The 16,859-nt window shown below is 67.5% G+C and carries 12 protein-coding genes and 1 tRNA gene; 5 read left to right on the forward strand and 8 right to left on the reverse strand.

What is annotated here, in order from left to right:
- Positions 1-66: 66 nt before the first annotated feature.
- Complete coding sequence (locus DA1_RS19665) at positions 67-2,517, forward strand: penicillin acylase family protein (protein ID WP_034392977.1); 2,451 nt, start codon at positions 67-69, stop codon at positions 2,515-2,517.
- Between the two features lie 106 nt (positions 2,518-2,623).
- Here DA1_RS19665 and selD read toward each other — a convergent pair whose 3' ends face one another.
- Positions 2,624-3,682: a selenide, water dikinase SelD gene (gene selD, locus DA1_RS19670; RefSeq protein WP_034392981.1), complete on the reverse strand. Its 1,059-nt coding sequence runs from the start codon at positions 3,680-3,682 to the stop codon at positions 2,624-2,626.
- Between the two features lie 99 nt (positions 3,683-3,781).
- Between selD and DA1_RS19675 the strand changes: the two genes are divergently transcribed.
- From DA1_RS19675 to yfiB, 4 genes are all read left to right on the forward strand, one after another.
- Positions 3,782-4,606 carry a GNAT family N-acetyltransferase gene (locus DA1_RS19675; RefSeq protein ID WP_034392984.1) on the forward strand — a complete coding sequence of 275 codons (825 nt, stop codon included), beginning with the start codon at positions 3,782-3,784 and terminating at the stop codon, positions 4,604-4,606.
- Positions 4,607-4,788: 182 nt separating this feature from the next.
- On the forward strand, positions 4,789-5,346 hold the full coding sequence (gene yfiR, locus DA1_RS19680; RefSeq protein ID WP_034392987.1) for a regulatory sequestration protein YfiR: 558 nt from the start codon (positions 4,789-4,791) through the stop codon (positions 5,344-5,346).
- On the forward strand, positions 5,343-6,572 hold the full coding sequence (gene dgcN / locus DA1_RS19685) for a diguanylate cyclase DgcN/YfiN (protein ID WP_013802667.1): 1,230 nt from the start codon (positions 5,343-5,345) through the stop codon (positions 6,570-6,572). The genes yfiR and dgcN overlap by 4 nt, the downstream gene beginning before the upstream one ends.
- 1 nt (position 6,573) lies before the next feature.
- Positions 6,574-7,080 (forward strand): outer membrane lipoprotein YfiB, encoded by a 507-nt coding sequence (gene yfiB / locus DA1_RS19690; RefSeq protein ID WP_013802666.1) that lies wholly within the window; start codon positions 6,574-6,576, stop codon positions 7,078-7,080.
- A 32-nt stretch (positions 7,081-7,112) separates the two neighbouring features.
- Here yfiB and DA1_RS19695 read toward each other — a convergent pair.
- From DA1_RS19695 to fdnG, 7 genes are all read right to left on the reverse strand, one after another.
- A tRNA-Sec gene (locus DA1_RS19695) sits at positions 7,113-7,208 on the reverse strand.
- 175 nt (positions 7,209-7,383) lie between these two features.
- Positions 7,384-9,315 carry a selenocysteine-specific translation elongation factor gene (gene selB / locus DA1_RS19700; RefSeq protein ID WP_034392991.1) on the reverse strand — a complete coding sequence of 644 codons (1,932 nt, stop codon included), beginning with the start codon at positions 9,313-9,315 and terminating at the stop codon, positions 7,384-7,386.
- A gap of 10 nt (positions 9,316-9,325) precedes the next feature.
- Positions 9,326-10,792 (reverse strand): L-seryl-tRNA(Sec) selenium transferase, encoded by a 1,467-nt coding sequence (gene selA, locus DA1_RS19705; RefSeq protein ID WP_034392994.1) that lies wholly within the window; start codon positions 10,790-10,792, stop codon positions 9,326-9,328.
- Between the two features lie 14 nt (positions 10,793-10,806).
- Positions 10,807-11,781, reverse strand: coding sequence for a formate dehydrogenase accessory protein FdhE (fdhE, locus tag DA1_RS19710; RefSeq protein WP_034392996.1), 975 nt, complete (start codon positions 11,779-11,781; stop codon positions 10,807-10,809).
- Between the two features lie 213 nt (positions 11,782-11,994).
- Complete coding sequence (locus tag DA1_RS19715; RefSeq protein ID WP_012205324.1) at positions 11,995-12,621, reverse strand: formate dehydrogenase subunit gamma; 627 nt, start codon at positions 12,619-12,621, stop codon at positions 11,995-11,997.
- Positions 12,618-13,547, reverse strand: a complete 930-nt coding sequence (gene fdxH, locus DA1_RS19720) for a formate dehydrogenase subunit beta (RefSeq protein ID WP_012205325.1) — start codon at positions 13,545-13,547, stop codon at positions 12,618-12,620. The genes DA1_RS19715 and fdxH overlap by 4 nt, the downstream gene beginning before the upstream one ends.
- A gap of 10 nt (positions 13,548-13,557) precedes the next feature.
- On the reverse strand, positions 13,558-16,623 hold the full coding sequence (fdnG, locus tag DA1_RS19725) for a formate dehydrogenase-N subunit alpha (RefSeq protein ID WP_080518199.1): 3,066 nt from the start codon (positions 16,621-16,623) through the stop codon (positions 13,558-13,560).
- Between the last annotated feature and the right edge of the window lie 236 nt (positions 16,624-16,859).

The raw sequence follows: 16,859 nt of genomic DNA on the forward strand, positions 1-16,859 counted from the left end.
GCTGTTGTGGGCCCCCGTACCAACAGGGGCCTTTCTTTGTGTACGCATAACACTAGGAGACAAAGCATGTACCCAGCGGTTCGCAGTGGATGGAAGCCCCTGTCATTGATTTGCCTGGCCGCCTTGGCGGCCTGCGGCGGTTCGGGCGACGGCTCCAGCAGCAAGTACAGCGCGGAGATTCGCCGCACGGAAATGGGCATTCCGCACATCAAGGCCAAGGACTGGACGGGCCTGGGCTATGGCGCCGGCTATGCCCAGGCGCAGGACAACCTGTGCACCATGGCCGACTCCTTCCTGACGTACCGCGGGGAGCGCTCGCGCTACCTTGGCGGCGATGCCCAGGCCGTCTACGACAGCACCATCGACCGGCCGCGCAATCTCGACTCGGACTTCTTCTTCCGCCATGTCGTCTCCGATGACGCCGTGGCCGCCATGATCCAGGCCCAGCCCGACAAGCTCAAGCAACTGGTCGATGGCTTCGTGGCCGGCTACAACCGCGTGGTGCGCGAGACCCCGGCCGGGGCCAAGACCAATGCGGCCTGCGCGGGCCAACCGTGGGTGCAGACCATCACCGCGCAGGACATCTGGCGGCGCATGTACACGGCCAATCTGGCCGGCGGCTACAGCAACTTCGTGGCCCAGATCGCCAATGCCGTGCCGCCTGCAGCGGCTGCGGCTGCAACGGCCTCGGCCAAGCCGGCGAAGGCCCGGCCGGCCGTGACGCAGCTGGCCGCGCTCAAGCCGGGGCAGGTGGTGGCGCCATCATTGCAGGTGGGCGGCACCACGGGCATCGGCAGCAACATGTACGGCTTTGGCCAGCAGGCCACGGGCGGCGGCAGCAGCGTGCTGTTCGGCAATCCGCACTGGTACTGGAAGGGGCCGGACCGCTTCTATCAATCGCAGCTCACGATTCCGGGCGAGATCGATGTCAGTGGCGCAAGCTTTCTGGGCATCCCGATGGTGCTGATCGGCTTCAACAACGACGTGGCCTGGAGCCACACCGTGTCCACGGCGCGGCGCTTCGGCCTGTTCATGTACCAGTTGGCGCCCAATGACCCGACCCGCTATGTGCGCGACGGCAAGACCGAGGCCATGCAGGCCAGCAGGATCACCGTGAGCGTGCGCAATGCCTCCGGCGGGCAGGACCAGGTCACGCGCACGCTGTACAAGACCGTGCACGGCCCGGTGGTCAACCTGGGCGCCATGGACCCGGCGCTGGGCTGGACCACGCAGAGCGTGTTCGCCATCCGCGACATCAACGCCTACAACTACCGCACCTTCCGCAACTGGCTGCGCTGGAACCAGGCCAGGTCGCTGGACGAGTTCATCCGCATCCAGAAGGAGGAGTCGGCCATTCCCTGGGTCAACACCGTCGCCGCAGGGCGCGGCAATGCCCAGGTCTGGTATGCCGACATCGGCGCCGTGCCCAACGTGCCGCCCGCGCAATTGCAGGCCTGTGCCACGCCGGCCTCGGCAGCCATCAACGCGGCGCTGCCCCAGGTGCCGGTGCTGGCCGGTGGCAGCAGCCAGTGCGACTGGAGTTCGGATGCGGATTCGGTGCAGGCGGGTGCCATCGGCCCCGCGCGTATGCCCAATTTGCTGCGCAGCGACTACGTGGGCAACATGAACGACAGCTACTGGCTGTCCAATGCCTCGGCGCCGCTGACCGGCTATCCGGCCATCTTCGGCTCCACTTCGTCGGCCCAGAGCCTGCGCACGCGCTTGGGCCACACCATGGCGCTGCAGCGGCTGGCGGGCACGGACGGCTACCCGGGCAAGCTTGCCACCAGCGACATCGTGCGCCAGATGGTGCTGGACAGCCGTGTCTACAGCGCGCGCTTCAAGGACGAGGCATTGGCCCAGGTCTGTCCAGGCCCCGTGTCCACGGCTGGTGAAACGGTGGACGTATCGGCTGCCTGCACGGCGCTGCAGGCCTGGGACGGCACGGGCACGGCGGCATCCAGGGGCTCCCATGTCTGGGATGAGTTCTGGAAGCGCGTGGCCAGCCAGATCAAATCGGCCGACCTGTATGCCGTGCCTTTCGATGCGGCCGACCCCGTCAACACGCCGCGTGGCATCAAGCCCACGGCCAAGGCGGCGCTGCAAAAGGCGTTCGCCGAAGCAGTGAAGGCCGTGCAGGGCAGCGGCTTTGCCATGGATGCGGCGCGCGGCACCGTGCTGTTCTCGCAGCGCGGCGGCGAGAAGATCGCGCTGTATGGCGGCTGCGGCGAGGTGGGCTACTTCACCATCACCTGCTCGGAAAACAAGATAGAGCAGGGCGGCTACAGCATGGACGGGCAGCCGCACGGCAACAGCTACATGCAGGTGGTGAGCTTCCCGTCGGCCGGTGTGGAGGCCCATACCTTCCTGACCTTCTCGCTGTCGGACGACCCGGCCTCGGCCCACTACGTGGACTACACCAAGGCCTACGGCGCCCGCCAATGGCTCAAGCTGCCGTTCACCGACAGCGCCATCCAGGCCAGCCCGGCCTACAAGACGCAGACCGTGAGCGAGTGAAGCAACCTGTGACCCTGTGACGGGCCGCCGGTTCGCTGGCGGCTCGCCGGGAGTGCAAAAAGCAACGGGGGCCTCGGCCCCCGTCGCTTTTGGAATGCGCTGGCCGTCAGTCCACGATGACGCGCGGCTCGCCCGCCTCCATGCGGCCGACGATGGCGGCACTGCCAAAGCCCTGCTCGGCAAACAGTGCAAGCACCTGATCGGCAACATCCGGCGTGCAGGACACGAGCAGGCCGCCCGAGGTCTGCGGATCGGTCAGCAGCGCGCGCTGCGCATCGGTGATGCCGGCGCCCAGCGCAACCTGCGCGCCATAAGAGGCCCAGTTGCGGCCCGAGGCGCCCGTGATGACGCCCTGCTCGGCAAAGCCCTGCACCGTGGGCAGCACGGGCAGACTGCGGCTGTCGATGCGTGCCGTCAGGCCCGCGCCGCGTGCCAGCTCCAGGCCATGGCCCAGCAGGCCGAAGCCCGTCACATCGGTCAGCGCGTGCACGCCGTCCATCTTGCCCAGCGCCGTGCCGGGGCGGTTGAGCAGGGTGGTTGCTTCCACCATGGCGCGGTAGCCGGCCTCGTCCAGCAGGTTCTTCTTGAGTGCGGCCGACAGAATGCCCACGCCCAGCGGCTTGCCCAGGATCAGTACGTCGCCGGCCCGGGCGTCGGCATTGCGCTTCATCTGGCGGGGGTTGACGATGCCGATGCCGACCAGGCCGTAGATGGGCTCGACCGAATCGATGGAGTGGCCCCCGGCCAGCGGAATGCCGGCATCGCGGCAGACCGATTCGCCGCCTTCCAGGATCTTGGCAATGGTGTCGTGCGGCAGCACATTGATGGGCATGCCCACGATGGCCAGGGCCATCAGGGGCTGGCCGCCCATGGCGTAGATGTCGGACAGCGCATTCGTCGCGGCGATGCGGCCGAAGTCATACGGGTTGTCCACGATGGGCATGAAGAAGTCCGTGGTCGCCACGATGGCCTGCTCGTCGTTGATGCGGTAGACGGCGGCGTCGTCGGCGGTCTCCGTGCCCACCAGCAGGTCCGGGAAGAACTGCTTGGGCAGCGCGCTCTTGCCGATCAGCTCCGCCAGCAGGCCCGGCGCGATCTTGCAGCCGCAGCCGCCGCCATGGGACAGCGAGGTGAGTCGGGGGGCTTGGGAGGTGTCTGTGGTCATGGAGCAATCCGGCGATCGGCGGCGATCGCAGTAGTGGGAGAGAGTGCCTGCCGCCAGCGCGGCGGCGCGCCATATTATGGGCGGGCACGGCGGGCGGCCATGGTACAAGCGGGCATGTCCAAGTCTTTCACTCATGACCGCGCATCCGTGGAATGCGATCCCGAGACGGTGGTGGGCGTGGAGCAGCGCGGCTTCAACGCCTGGCCGGCCCAGCGCACCGTGCTCTGCGGCGACTGGCTGCTGCGCGCCGCGCAGGGCCATACCAAGCGCGCCAACTCGGCCAATGCCCAGCAGCCCGGCGCCCGCCTTGGCGCCTTGCTGCCGCAGATCGAGGCCTTCTACGAGCGCCAGGGCCTGCCTGCCATCTTTCGCCTCTCGCCCCTGGCAAGTCCCGAGGCGGATGCGCAGTTGGCGCAGGCCGGCTACCGGCTGGCCGACCCTTCCCTGGTGATGCGTGCCGCATTGACGGACATGGCGCCGCCAGCGAACGACCAGGGCTGGACCCTTGCCATTCAAGCCCAGCCTGGCACGGCCTGGCTGCAGGGCTTTGCCGAGGCCGGCGCCGTGCCGGAGCAGCACAGGCAGGCGCACCACCATATGCTGCAGTCCATTGCCTGGCCCGCCGCATTTGCTTCGCTGCAAGTGGGCGGTGGAGTGGGCGGCGAGGTGGTCGGGTTTGGCCTGGCCGTCGTGGAGCGCGGCTGCGTGGGCCTGTATGACATCGTCATCACGCCTGCGCTGCGCGGCCAGGGACTGGGCCGGGCGCTGGTGCATGGCCTGATGCACTGGGGGCAGACACAGGGAGCGCAATGGGCCGAACTGCAGGTGCGTGCGCCCAACATGGTGGCGCGCGGGCTGTATGAAAGCCTGGGCTTTCAGGCGCTCTACGGCTATCACTACCGGCTGCCTGCCTCTGCTCTTTGATGCCTTACCGCATTGGGCCATCCAGGGCGCCCCGGCGTGACAGTCCCGGCGGCCAGATGGGGTCGATATGTGAAAAAATGCTTCAGTGCGCCAGCGTGGCGCAATGCATGGATATTCCGTTCAAGGAGCCTTGGTTGCCAGCTCGCACACATCGCATACATCACACATACCGCAGGTGGGGCATGGATTGCAGGATCAAAGGCCTGTCTGCCCGGGCCTGGCTGGTCGTGGGTCTGCTGGCCTTGCAGGCCGGGCTGGTGGGGCAGGCACATGCGGAGCCGGCGGCCGATGAGCATGAGCTGGGGGTGACCCGCACCGTCGTAGGCATCCTGGGCTACACGCGCTGGCCCACGGAAAGCCCCGTGCTGCGGCTGTGCGTGGTGGGCTCCACCGAATATGCCGACGACCTGCTCAATGGCGCCCCGCAGACCGTGGGCAGCCAGCGGCTGGAAGTGCGGCGCGTGGTGCCCGTCGATGCGCGCGCCCTGGTCGAATGCGAGGGCATTTATGTCGGCCAGCTCGATGAGGCTGCCTGGCGCAAGCTCATGGAGCAACTGGCCGGGCGGCCGCTGCTGACCATCAGCGAGCGGGGCGAGCTGTGCCGCATCGGCGCCATGTTCTGCCTGCGCCGCCGTGGCGAGGGCGCGGGCTTCGAGGTCAGCCTCGACTCCGTGGCCCGCAGCGGCCTGCGTGTCAATCCCAAGGTGCTGCAACTGGCGCGCCACAGGACCTTGCCATGAAGTTGTCCCTGTCCGGCAATGCCTCCCTGCGCAACGTGATCCGCCGCGCGCACCTGCGCATGGCGGCGGTGGCCATCGCGCTGGCGGGGGCACTGCTGCTCATCGTCGGCGTGGCCACCCTGCGCCTGTACCTGTCCAACAACCTGCATCTGGTAGCCCGTTCGCTGGCCTATACGGTCGAGGCATCGCTGGTCTTCGGTGACCGTGACGAGGCGGCCCGCGTGCTGGACCAGCTGCTGCGCGGCGAAGGCGTGGCTCATGCCGAGGTCTTCGATGCCGAGGGCCGCCCGTTCGTGCGGTGGTCGGGCCATGGTGGCTCGGCGCTGTCCAGCATCGGGGAGCTGCTGGCCGTGGGCATTGGCCTGCCGCGAGCCGAGGCCGATGTGCGCCAGGACGGCAGGCTGGTCGGCAGTGTGCAGCTGGCCAGCGATGGCGTGGGCCTGGTCCGCTTCCTGGGCGCAGGTTTCATCGTGCTGGTGCTGTGCGTGGGTGTCAGCGGCTATGTGGGCCTGCGCCAGTCGCGCCGCATGCTGCGCGACATTGCCGAGCCGCTGCAGCAGCTGGCGCGCGTGGCCCGGGCCGTGCGCCATGACCGATCCATGGACCAGCGCGTGCCGCTGGCGCGCATTGCCGAGCTGCGCGAGTTGGGCGACAACTTCAACGCCCTGCTGGCCGAGCTGCAGACGCGCCATGAGCGGCTGCAGCAGCAAAATTCGGCGCTGGAGCGACAGGCTTCGCGCGACAGCCTCACTGGGCTGGCCAACCGGCTGCATTTCGAGCAGCGACTGCAGCAGGCGCTGGACAGTGCGGCGGAGAGCGGGCAGAAGCTGGCCGTGCTGTTTCTGGACAACGACCGCTTCAAGCAGGTCAACGATGCCTACGGCCATGCCGTGGGCGATGTGCTGCTCAAGGCGGTGGGTGCCCGGCTGCGCTCGCAGGTGCGCGAGACCGATCTGGTCGCCCGCCTGGGTGGCGACGAATTCGCCATCCTGCTCTATCCCATCGGCGGCGGCGGCGATGCGCAGATGGTGCAGGACAAGATAGAGGCCGCCATGCGCGAGCCCCTGGTCGTTGGCGACGGCGTGGTGCTGCAGCCTTCGGTCAGCGCGGGCGTCGCCCTTTTTCCCAAGCATGGCCAGAGCATGGAGACGCTGATGCGCCATGCAGACCAGGCCATGTACCAGGCCAAGGCCATGCGCCAGGCCGAACGAATCACAGGAGGATGACATGTTGAAACGACGGAGCTGGATCCGGATGTGCGGCGCAGGTGCGGCCGCAGTGCTGGCCCTTGCACTGGTCGGTTGCCAGACGGTGCCGCAGGCGCCGGCCAAGGCGCCGGGGCTGACCGAAGAACAGCAGCAGTTGCTGCGCAGCCAGGGTTTTGCGCAGGCAGACCAGGGCTGGGAGCTGCAGATGTCGGGCAAGCTGCTGTTCGGCTTTGATTCGGCCGAAGTCGGCGCCCAGGCGCGCACCAAGGTGCTGGAGTTGGGCCGTGCCCTCAAGGGCGTGGGCATCGAGCGGCTGCGCGTGGAAGGCCATACGGACGATCGCGGCAGCGATGCCTACAACATGCGCCTGTCGCTGCGCCGCGCAGAGGCCGTGGCCGACGTGCTGGCCGAAGCTGGCCTGGCGCGCCAGGATATCGAGGTCAAGGGCCTGGGACGCGCCATGCCCGTGGTGCCCAGCGATGCAGCGGAGAACCGCCGCGTGGCCATCGTCGTGCCCTTGCAATAGCCGGAACCTGGCTGGAATCAGAGTCGGGGGATTGGCGGAAAGCAGCAGGAGTCGAACCTACCCAGGAGCGGCTGACGCCCCTGACCGGGTTTGAAGCCCGGGCGCACCACCGGGTGCGTATGCTTTCCTTCTGGATGTTGGGCACCCCCTGAGGCGCTTACGCGCCTTCCCCCTCTCTACCCGCTTCGCGGGGGAGGGGGACGACGCCATCGCCGCGAGGCGGCTCTTGCTCGGCGTCCCTGGGTTGGGCCGCGCCGCTGCAAGCGGTATGTCCAAAGCCGGACATTGTAGCGGCCCCTTGCCTCAGATTCTTGCTGTGGCACCAGTGGTCCACTGCACATCGGGGCGCAGCAGGTGGGCGTCGCGCAGGCGGCGGGTGTAGCCGATGCGGTCGAAGAATTCGAGGATCTGGATGGCGCGTTTGCGGCCCAGGCCGGTGGCGTCGCGGAAGGCGTGGGCCTGGATTTCGGCGTTGGGGGTGGAGGAGGCCAGCTCGCGGACCAGGGCCGCGAGTTCGTCCATGCGGGCTGCCGTGTAGAACAGGTCCTTGGTGACTTGGAACAATTGGCCCTGGCGTGCGAGCTTGCGCAGCAGCTGGCGCACGGTTTCCTCGCCCGTGGCGCTGTCGCGGGCCAGGTCGCGCACCCAGGGCGGGTCGTAGCGGCCGGCCTCGATGGCGGGCAGCAGTTTCTGGGCGATCTGCGTTTCACTGTCCGACAGCTGCACGCTGTGGCCGGGCAGGTGCAGCCAGGCGCCGCTGGCGGCCAGGCTGCCGTCCTGCAGCAGGGCTTGCAGCAGGCCTTTCCACAGCGCGTCATGCCCTGCATGTACCAGGCCCGACAGTGCCATGCGGCGCAGGCGTGCGGCGTTCACGCCGGGCTCGTCGGGGCTTTTGTCGTGGAAGCGCGCCATGCTGTCCAGCACCTGGTTGCGCAGTTGCTGCAAGCGTGCCTCGCCCAGCAGCAGCGTATCGCCCTCGGCCAAGGGGAGGCGGTGCAGGCGGGCATCCGTGGCCACCGATGCGCGGCCCGTCAGGCGCATGAGCTGCGACGTGGCAATGCCGTGCGCCGCGCCTTGCACCAGCGCGCTGGCGTCCCCGGTGGCAATCAGCGATTCCAGCGCCTGCAGATAGGCCGTGCGCTCGGGGCTGCGGCGCTTGCGTGCGGGTGCAAAGGGGTCGATGACGCTGCCGCCGGCAATGGTGCGGCTGGCCTGGGCATTGCGCACGATGAGCCGGTCGCCGGGTTGGGCATGTACGGGCATGTCCAGCACCAGTTGGACGATGGCCTGTTCGCCCGGGCCCAGCGGCTGGTCCTGCAGCAGGGCCACGTGGGCCGTGCAGCGCGCCGTACCGATGTGCACATGCACAGGCGTCCATTGGGCCAGTGATGGCGCATCGGCCAGCAGTTGCAGGCGCACGTCGATGCGGTCGCTGGCCTGCAGCAGCCGTGCGTCGGCGATCCAGTCGCCGCGCGTGATGGCTTCCTTGGCAATGCCCGACAGGTTGAGCGCGCAGCGCTGGCCGGCCAGGCCCTGTTCGCTGGCCTGGTTCTGGGCATGCAGGCTGCGCACGCGCACCTCGGTGCCCGAGGCCGAGTGCACCAGCGTGTCGCCCACCTTCACCTGCCCGCCGAACACGGTGCCCGTGACCACGGTGCCCTGGCCCGGCAGCGTGAAGCTGCGGTCCACGGCCAGGCGGAACAGCCCGTCGCTGGCCCGCGCGGGAATGGACTGGGCGCGCGCCATGAGGTGCTCGCGCAGCTGCGCCACGCCTGCGTCGTCAGGCAGGGCTGCCGCGGTAGGGAAGACCGGCGCGCCGGCCAGTGGCGTGGGGGCCAGCAGGGCCCCGATCTCGGCCCGCACCTGCTGCAGCCGCTCGGGCGTGGCGCGGTCGGCCTTGGTCAGGGCCACGGTGGCTTCGCGCACGCCCAGCAGCTGCAGGATGTCCAGGTGCTCGCGCGTCTGCGGCATGACGCCGTCGTCGGCGGCCACCACCAGCAGGGCATGGTCTATGCCCACGGCGCCTGCGGCCATGGTGTGCACGAATTTCTCGTGGCCGGGCACGTCGATGATGCCCAGCACCTCGCCATTGGGCAGCGGCGTGTAGGCATAGCCCAGCTCGATGGAGATGCCGCGCGCCTTCTCTTCCTTGAGTCGGTCGGTGTCCACGCCCGTGAGCGCGCGCACCAGGGTGGTCTTGCCGTGGTCGATGTGGCCGGCGGTGCCGATGATCATGCGTTCGTCCTCAGGCGATGTGCAGCAGCGGCAGCTGTTCGGTGAAGGCCGGCTCGTCGGCTGCCTCCAGGCAGCGCAGGTCCAGCCACAGCGCGTCGTCATGCAGCCGGCCGATGACGGGGCGCGGCAGGCCGCGCAGGCCGGCCTCCAGCCGGGTGAGCTGGCGGCCAGCCTGGCGTCCGTCGGCCGGATGCAGGCGCAGGCCCCAGCTGGGCAGGTTTTCCACGGGCAGGGCGCCGCTGCCGATCTGGCTGTTCATCTCGGCGGTTTCCACCACGTAGCGACTGCCCAGCGCCTGCTGCACCAGCGGCTGCAGCGCCTGCGCGCGGGCCTGCATGTCGGCCTGGGGGCGCGTGAACAGGCGCAGCGTGGTCAGGCGCTCGGCCAGCTTTTCGGGGTGCAGGTACAGGCGCAGCGTGGGCTCCAGCGCGGCCAGGGTGAGCTTGCTCACGCGCAGTGCGCGCTTGAGCGGATGTTTCTTGATGCGGGCGATCAGGTCCTTGCGGCCCACGATCAGGCCGGCCTGCGGGCCGCCCAGCAGCTTGTCGCCGCTGAAGGTGACGATGTCGGCGCCCGACTCGATGGTCTCGCGCACCGTGACCTCGTAGGGCAGGCCCCATTCGCGCAGATCGACCAGGGTGCCGCTGCCCAGGTCCACCACCATCTGCAGGCCACGCGCATGGGCAATGGATGCCACCTCCGCGTCGCTCACGGCCTTGGTGAAGCCGGTGATGGCGTAGTTGCTGCAATGCACCTTCATGAGCAGGCCGGTGTGTTCGCCGACAGCGCTTTCGTAGTCGCGCGCATGGGTGCGGTTGGTGGTGCCCACCTCGACCAGGGTGGCGCCTGCGCGCGTCATCACGTCGGGAATGCGGAAGGCGCCGCCGATCTCCACCAGCTCGCCGCGCGAGACGATGACCTCGCGCCCGGCCGCCAGCGTGGCCAGGGTCAGCAGCACGGCGGCGGCGTTGTTGTTGACGACGGTGCAGGCCTCGGCGCCCGTGAGTTCGCAGACCAGGGATTCGATCAGGTCGTCGCGGTCGCCACGGCCGCCGTCTTCCAGGTCGTACTCCAGGTTGGCCGGCGCCGTCATGGCGGCCACCACGGCGTCCACCGCCTCCCGCGGCAGCAGGGCGCGGCCCAGGTTGGTGTGCAGCACCGTGCCCGTGAGGTTGAAGACCGTGCGCAGCCGGGGCGCAAAGCGCCGCGCCAGGCGCAGGCCGGCCGCCTGCACCACCTCAGTGATGCCGGGCGCGCCTGCATCGGGCTCGCCGGACCGCAGCCGCTCCTGCGCATCGGCCCGCATCTGCGCCAGGGATTCGCGCACGGCCTGGGTGCAGGCATCAAGGCCGTGGCGCTCGCGCAGCGCGAGCATGTCGGCGCTTAGCAGCACCTTGTCCACGGCAGGCAGGCGCAGCGCGGACGGGGCAGGGGAGGCGGCAGGGGAGGCGGCAGAGGGGGCGGCGGTATCGGTCATGGCGTGCGAAAGGGTCAGGCAGCAGGCGTGGCGGGGTCGATCAACGCGTCGCCGGCCTCGTCCTGCTCCTCGGCAAAGGCCACGTAGAGCAGGGGATTGGCGCTGGCGCGCTGAAAGCGCGTCTCCTCGCCCATCAGCAGGTCCAGCATCAGCGAGGCCAGGTCGTCGGCCAGGGGCTCGGCCATCGGGTCCTTTTCCTGGTTGACCACCTTGCGGTAGCTGCCGCATTCCTCGCAGGTCTCGGCCAGCACGGTATCGCCTGCGCCATCGATGCCCTGGTATTCAACGCCCTTGGTCGACTCGCAGTGGGAGCACTTGACGCGCACCATGTGCCACTCCGTGCAGCAGGTGCCGCAGTGCAGGTAGCGGTGGCCCGCCGCCTTGCCGCCAATGCGCAGCACGCTGGCCACGGGCTCGCTGGCGCAGACGGGGCAGATCGAGGCGGGATCGGTGTAGGGCACGTCGCGGGCGCTCAGGCCGCTGGCGCGCGTGGCAAACACCACCTGCAGCGCAGCCATCACAAAAGGCGCCATGCCCACGTGGCGGGCCGCCACTTCCTTTTGCAGCAGCCGCTGCGCGATCTCGTCACGCCCGGCCGTGTCCAGCGCGCGCAGCTCCTGCAGCAGCGGCTGCAGCGGCGCAGGCAGGCCATCGGCGCCCGACAGGGCATCGAGCATGCGGTCCAGCACGCCATGCCAGGCGGCATCGATATGGTCGGCGGCAGGCAGCAGCGGCATGGAATGCTCCTGCGCCCGGGCGATCAGCGCCGCATCGGGCTCGGCCAGCGTCAACTGCCCGGCCGCCTTGGCCTGCGCGTCCACGATCTGCGCCACAAACCGCAGGTAATCGGCAATCGGATTGCCCTCGGCCAGCTGCCGCAGCCGCGCCGCGCGCTCGCTGAACAGCCCCGGCAACTGCGGCAGCAGCACGCGCGGAAAACTGGTGTGGTCCAGCGACTCGATATCGCCAGGTTGAAGAATGCGTTGCATTGGAATGTTCCAAAAAGACAATCGCCCAGCGTCCAGGGACGCCGGGCGGCTGGTGGCTTCAGGCGAAAGGCTAACACGGGGTTGCGCATTGTCCTTGGCCTATGAAACCGGCTGGCCCCAGATCAGGGGCACCGAGGAAGGGCCGCCCCGCACCGAGGGTGCCGTCCCCCCCCGCGAAGCGAGAGGGGGAAGCGGCGCAGCCGCTCAGGGGGCTCAGTCGTTGTCACCGGTCATCTTGCGATACCACCCCCGGTGGTGCTGCTTGGCCCAGGCCCGCGTCACCGTGCCGTACAGCATGGCGCGGATGGTGCCCCGGGTCCAGATGGCCGCGTACACGTGCATGATGATCAGGCCGATCATCCACACGCCCGCAATGGCATGCACCACCGAGGCGGCGCGCACCACGTTGACGGGCAGCGTCCACCAGGCGCGCCACATGAGCGCGCCGGTCACGGTGATCGCCAGCATGCCGATGACCAGGCCCCAGAACAGCAGCTTCTGGCCGCCGTTGTACTTGCCCTGCTCGGGCATGTCGTGGTCGTCGCCGTCGATCATCTTGTTGACGTTCTTGAGCCACTCGATGTCGCGCGGCTCGACCACGTTCAGGCGCCAGAAGCGCAGCGCCATGATGATGAAGAACAGCGCCATCACCACCCCGATGTAGGGGTGCAGGATGCGCGTCCACGGCCCGCCGCCGAACAGCTGCGTGAGCGGGAAGAAGGCCGGGTGGAAGAACGCCAGGCCCGACAGCGCCAGCAGGATGAAGCAGATGCCGACCACCCAGTGGTTGGCACGCTCCGATGCGTTGTAGCGCACCAGGTCACGTGGGTTGCGTTTCATCGGCGGGCCTCCTTTTCAGCGGCTTCCTGGTCCTTGCGGTCCATTTCGTCTTCCAGTTCCTTGGACACGTCGTTCGGGCCCTTGGTGATGTAGTGGAACAGGCTGCCGACGGCAGCTGCGCCCAGCGCGGCCATGGCCAGCGGCTTGGCAACGCCCTTCCACAGGGACACCATGGGGCTGATCTTCGGGTCGTCGGGCAGGCCCTTGTACAGCGAAGGCTTGTCCGCGTGATGCAGCACGTACATCACATGGGTGCCGCCCACGCCTTGCGGGTCATAGAGGCCGGCCTCGGCATAGCCGCGCCGCTTGAGGTCGCCGATGCGGTGCTCGGCCTGGTCCTTCATCGCCTCCTTGGTGCCAAACATGATGGCGCCGGTGGGGCAGGTCTTGACACAGGCAGGCTCGCGGCCAACGGCCACGCGGTCCGAGCACAGCGTGCACTTGTAGGCCTTGTGGTCCTTCTTGGAAATGCGCGGAATGTTGAACGGGCAGCCCGTGACGCAGTAGCCGCAGCCCACGCACTGGTCCTGCTGGAAGTCCACGATGCCGTTGCTGTACTGCACGATGGCGCCCGGCGAGGGGCAGGCCTTCAGGCAGCCCGGGTCCTCGCAGTGCATGCAGCCGTCCTTGCGGATCAGCCACTCCAGGTTGCCGGTCGCTTCGTTCTCGTACTCGGTAAAGCGCATGACGGTCCACGACTGATCGGTCAGATCGGTCGGGTTGTCATAGACGCCGGCCGCGCAGGTTCCGATTTCGTCGCGCAGGTCGTTCCACTCCATGCAGGCGGTCTGGCAGGCCTTGCACCCGATGCACTTGGAGACATCGATGAGCTTGGCCACCTCGCCGCTGTGCGTTTCGCGCGCACTGGGAGCAGGCGTCGTCGTGGCCGAGCGACGCTTGATATCGAGAGACATGGTTGATGACATCAGCTGCTCCTTAAACCTTTTCCACCTTCACGAGGAAGGTCTTGGATTCCGGGGTAAGGCTGTTGCCATCGCCCACCGATGCCGTCAGGTTGTTGGCCATGTAGCCCTTGCGGCCCGTCGACGAGAAGCCCCAGTGAATGGGCACGCCCACGTGGTGGATGGTCTTGCCATCGATCTTCATGGGCTTGATGCGCTTGGTCACCACGGCGGCTGCCTTGACGAAGCCGCGCTTGGAGCTGACCTTCACATGCTGGCCGGTCTCGATGCCCAGTTCCTTGGCCAGCGCCTCGCCGATTTCCACGAACTGCTCGGGCTGAACGATGTTGTTCAGCTGAACGTGCTTGGTCCAGTAGTGGAAGTGCTCGGTCAGGCGGTACGTCGTGCCCACGTGCGGGAACTCGCTGGGCGAGCCCGCCGAATCCTTGACGGAGTCGAAGATGCGCGTGGCCGGGTTGATGACCGCCAGCTTGTTGTCGGGATACATGGGGTTGTATCCCAGCGGGTTGTCAAAGGCCTCGTAGTGGGTGGGGAACGGTCCCTCGTTCATGCCCTTGCGGGCGAAGAAACGCGCCACGCCCTCGGGGTTCATGATGAACGGATCGGTGGTCTCCGGCGGCATGGTCGGGCCCATGTCGGGCACGTCGGCACCGCCCCAGGCCTTGCCGTTCCAGCGGATCAGCGTGCGCTTGGGATCGAACGGCTGGCCGTTGCGGTCGCAGGAGGCGCGGTTGTAGAGCACGCGGCGGTTGGCCGGCCAGGCCCAGGCCCAGTTCAGCGTGTTGCCTATGCCCGTGGGGTCGCTGTTGTCGCGCCGGGCCATCTGGTTGCCGGACGAGGTCCAGCAGCCTGCCCAGATCCAGCAGCCGCCCATCGTCGTGCCGTCGTCGCGCATCTCGCCGAAGCCGGCCAGCTGCTCGCCGGCCTTGCGGATGAGCTTGGTCGGATCCTTGGGGTCGAACAGGTCCACCAGCGCGCGGCCGTTGTACTCCTTGGCGATCTCTTCCGACGTCGGATGATCGGCATGGGCATAGGGCCACCACAGCTTGGTGATCGGCTCGGGGAACTTGCCGCCGTCCTTCTCGTAGGCCTGCTTCAGGCGCAGGTGCAGGGCCGACATGATGGCGATGTCGGTCTTGGCCTCGCCCGGGGGCTCGGCCGCCTTCCAGTGCCACTGCAGCACGCGCGAGGAGCTGACGACGGCGCCGTCTTCCTCGGCAAAGCAGGTCGTGGGCAGGCGGAACACCTCGGTCTGGATCGATGCCGGATCCACGTCGTTGAACTCGCCGTGGTTCTGCCAGAACTCCGATGTCTCGGTGACCAGCGGGTCCATGATCACCAGGAACTTCAGCTTCTTGAGGCCTTCGCGCACATTGTTGCTGTTCGCAAGGGCCGCCAGCGGGTTGAAGCCCTGGGCGATGTAGCCGTTGATCTTGCCCTGTGCCATCAGGTCGAACACCTGCAGCATGTCGTACTGCCTGTCCAGCTTGGGCAGGTAGTTGAAGGCCCAGTTGTTCTCGGCCGTGGCCGCCGGTCCCCACCAGGCCTTCATCAGGCTCACGTGGAACTTGGGCGTGTTCGACCAGTAGTTCATCTGGCCCGGGCGCATGGCCTTGGGCGTGCGCGCGTCGATGTACTTCTGGTAGTCCTGCTCGCCCTCGTTGGGCAGCGTCAGGTAGCCGGGCAGCGAGGCAGACAGGATGCCCAGGTCCGTCAGGCCCTGGATGTTGGAGTGCCCGCGCAGCGCGTTCATGCCGCCACCGGCCACGCCTATATTGCCCAGCAGCAACTGCACCATGGCGCCCGTGCGCAGGATCTGCGCGCCCGTGGTGTGCTGTGTCCAGCCCAGTGCGTACAGGATGGTCGCGACGCGGCCCGGCACGGCGGTCGATGCCAGCTTCTCGCACACGTGCAGGAATTTTTCCTTGGGCGTGCCGCAGGCGCTCTCCACCTTCTCGGGTGTGTAGCTGGCGTAGTGGCGCTTGAGCCATTGGTACACGCAGCGCGGATGCTGCAGGCTGGCGTCCACCTTCACGTAGCCGTCGGCGTCGAGCTCATAGTCCCAGCTGGACTTGTCGTATTTGCGTGTCTGCGGGTCGTAGCCCGAGAAGATGCCTTCGTCGAACGCAAACTCCTCCTTCACGATGTACGAGAAGTCGGTGTAGTTCCTCACGTATTCGTGATGGATCTTGTCGTTCGTGAGCAGATAGTTGATCACGCCACCCAGGAACACGATGTCCGAGCCCGACCGGATGGGGGCGTAGAAATCGGCCACGGAGGCGGAGCGGTTGAAGCGCGGATCGACCACCATGAAGTGCGCACCGTTGTGCTCCTTCGCTTCGGTCACCCACTTGAAACCGCAGGGATGTGCTTCAGCGGCATTGCCGCCCATGATCAGGATAACGTCCGCGTTCTTGATGTCGACCCAATGGTTCGTCATCGCTCCACGGCCAAACGTCGGGGCAAGACCTGCCACCGTCGGGCCGTGTCAGACACGTGCTTGGTTATCGAGTGCGAGCAGGCCCCAGGAACGGGCAACCTTGTGTGTGACGTAGCCGGCTTCGTTGCTGGAGGCCGAGGCGGCCAGCATGCCGGTGGTCAGCCAGCGGTTCACCGTCTGGCCCTTGTCGTTTTGCTCGACGAAGTTCGCGTCGCGATCGTCCTTGAGCAGCTTGGTGATGCGCGTCAGCGCCTCGTCCCAGGACATGCGCTTCCACTCGTTGGAGCCGGGGGCGCGGTACTCGGGGTACTTCAGGCGGTGCGGGCTGTGGACGAAGTCCAGCAGCGATGCGCCCTTGGGGCACAGCGTGCCTCGGTTGACGGGGTGGTCCGGATCGCCCTCGACGTGGATCACCGACAGCTTGGCGTTCTTGGCGCCGTCGCTCAGCGAATACATCAGGATGCCGCAGCCTACCGAGCAGTAGGTACAGGTCTGGCGGGTGACCGTGGTGGCGGCCAGCTTGAACTGGCGCACTTCAGCCAGGGCGGCAGTGGGCGAGAAGCCCATCAACGCCAGGCTGGATCCGGCCAGAGTCGAACCAGTCACTTTCATGAACTGGCGTCTGGAGAATTGGACCATGTGGGGTACCTTCTAATAGAAATTGACGCTTGTAAGCAAATTCTACGAGTGCACCCCGGAATCAATCCGGGAAATAACCCTTAATCCTGAGTCGGCCTGTGCGGCATTCGCGCGCAAGCTCCACGCCAGGCCTTGCTGCGCGGGGCTTGCCGGGGCGCCGCCCGGCGGGATCATCAGTTGAAATGATTATCTGGATTCAGGGCTTCGGACATTTTGTTTTATATCAATCCGCCATT

It is taken from the genome of Delftia acidovorans NBRC 14950, from assembly GCF_001598795.1.
Lineage (GTDB): Bacteria > Pseudomonadota > Gammaproteobacteria > Burkholderiales > Burkholderiaceae_C > Comamonas > Comamonas acidovorans.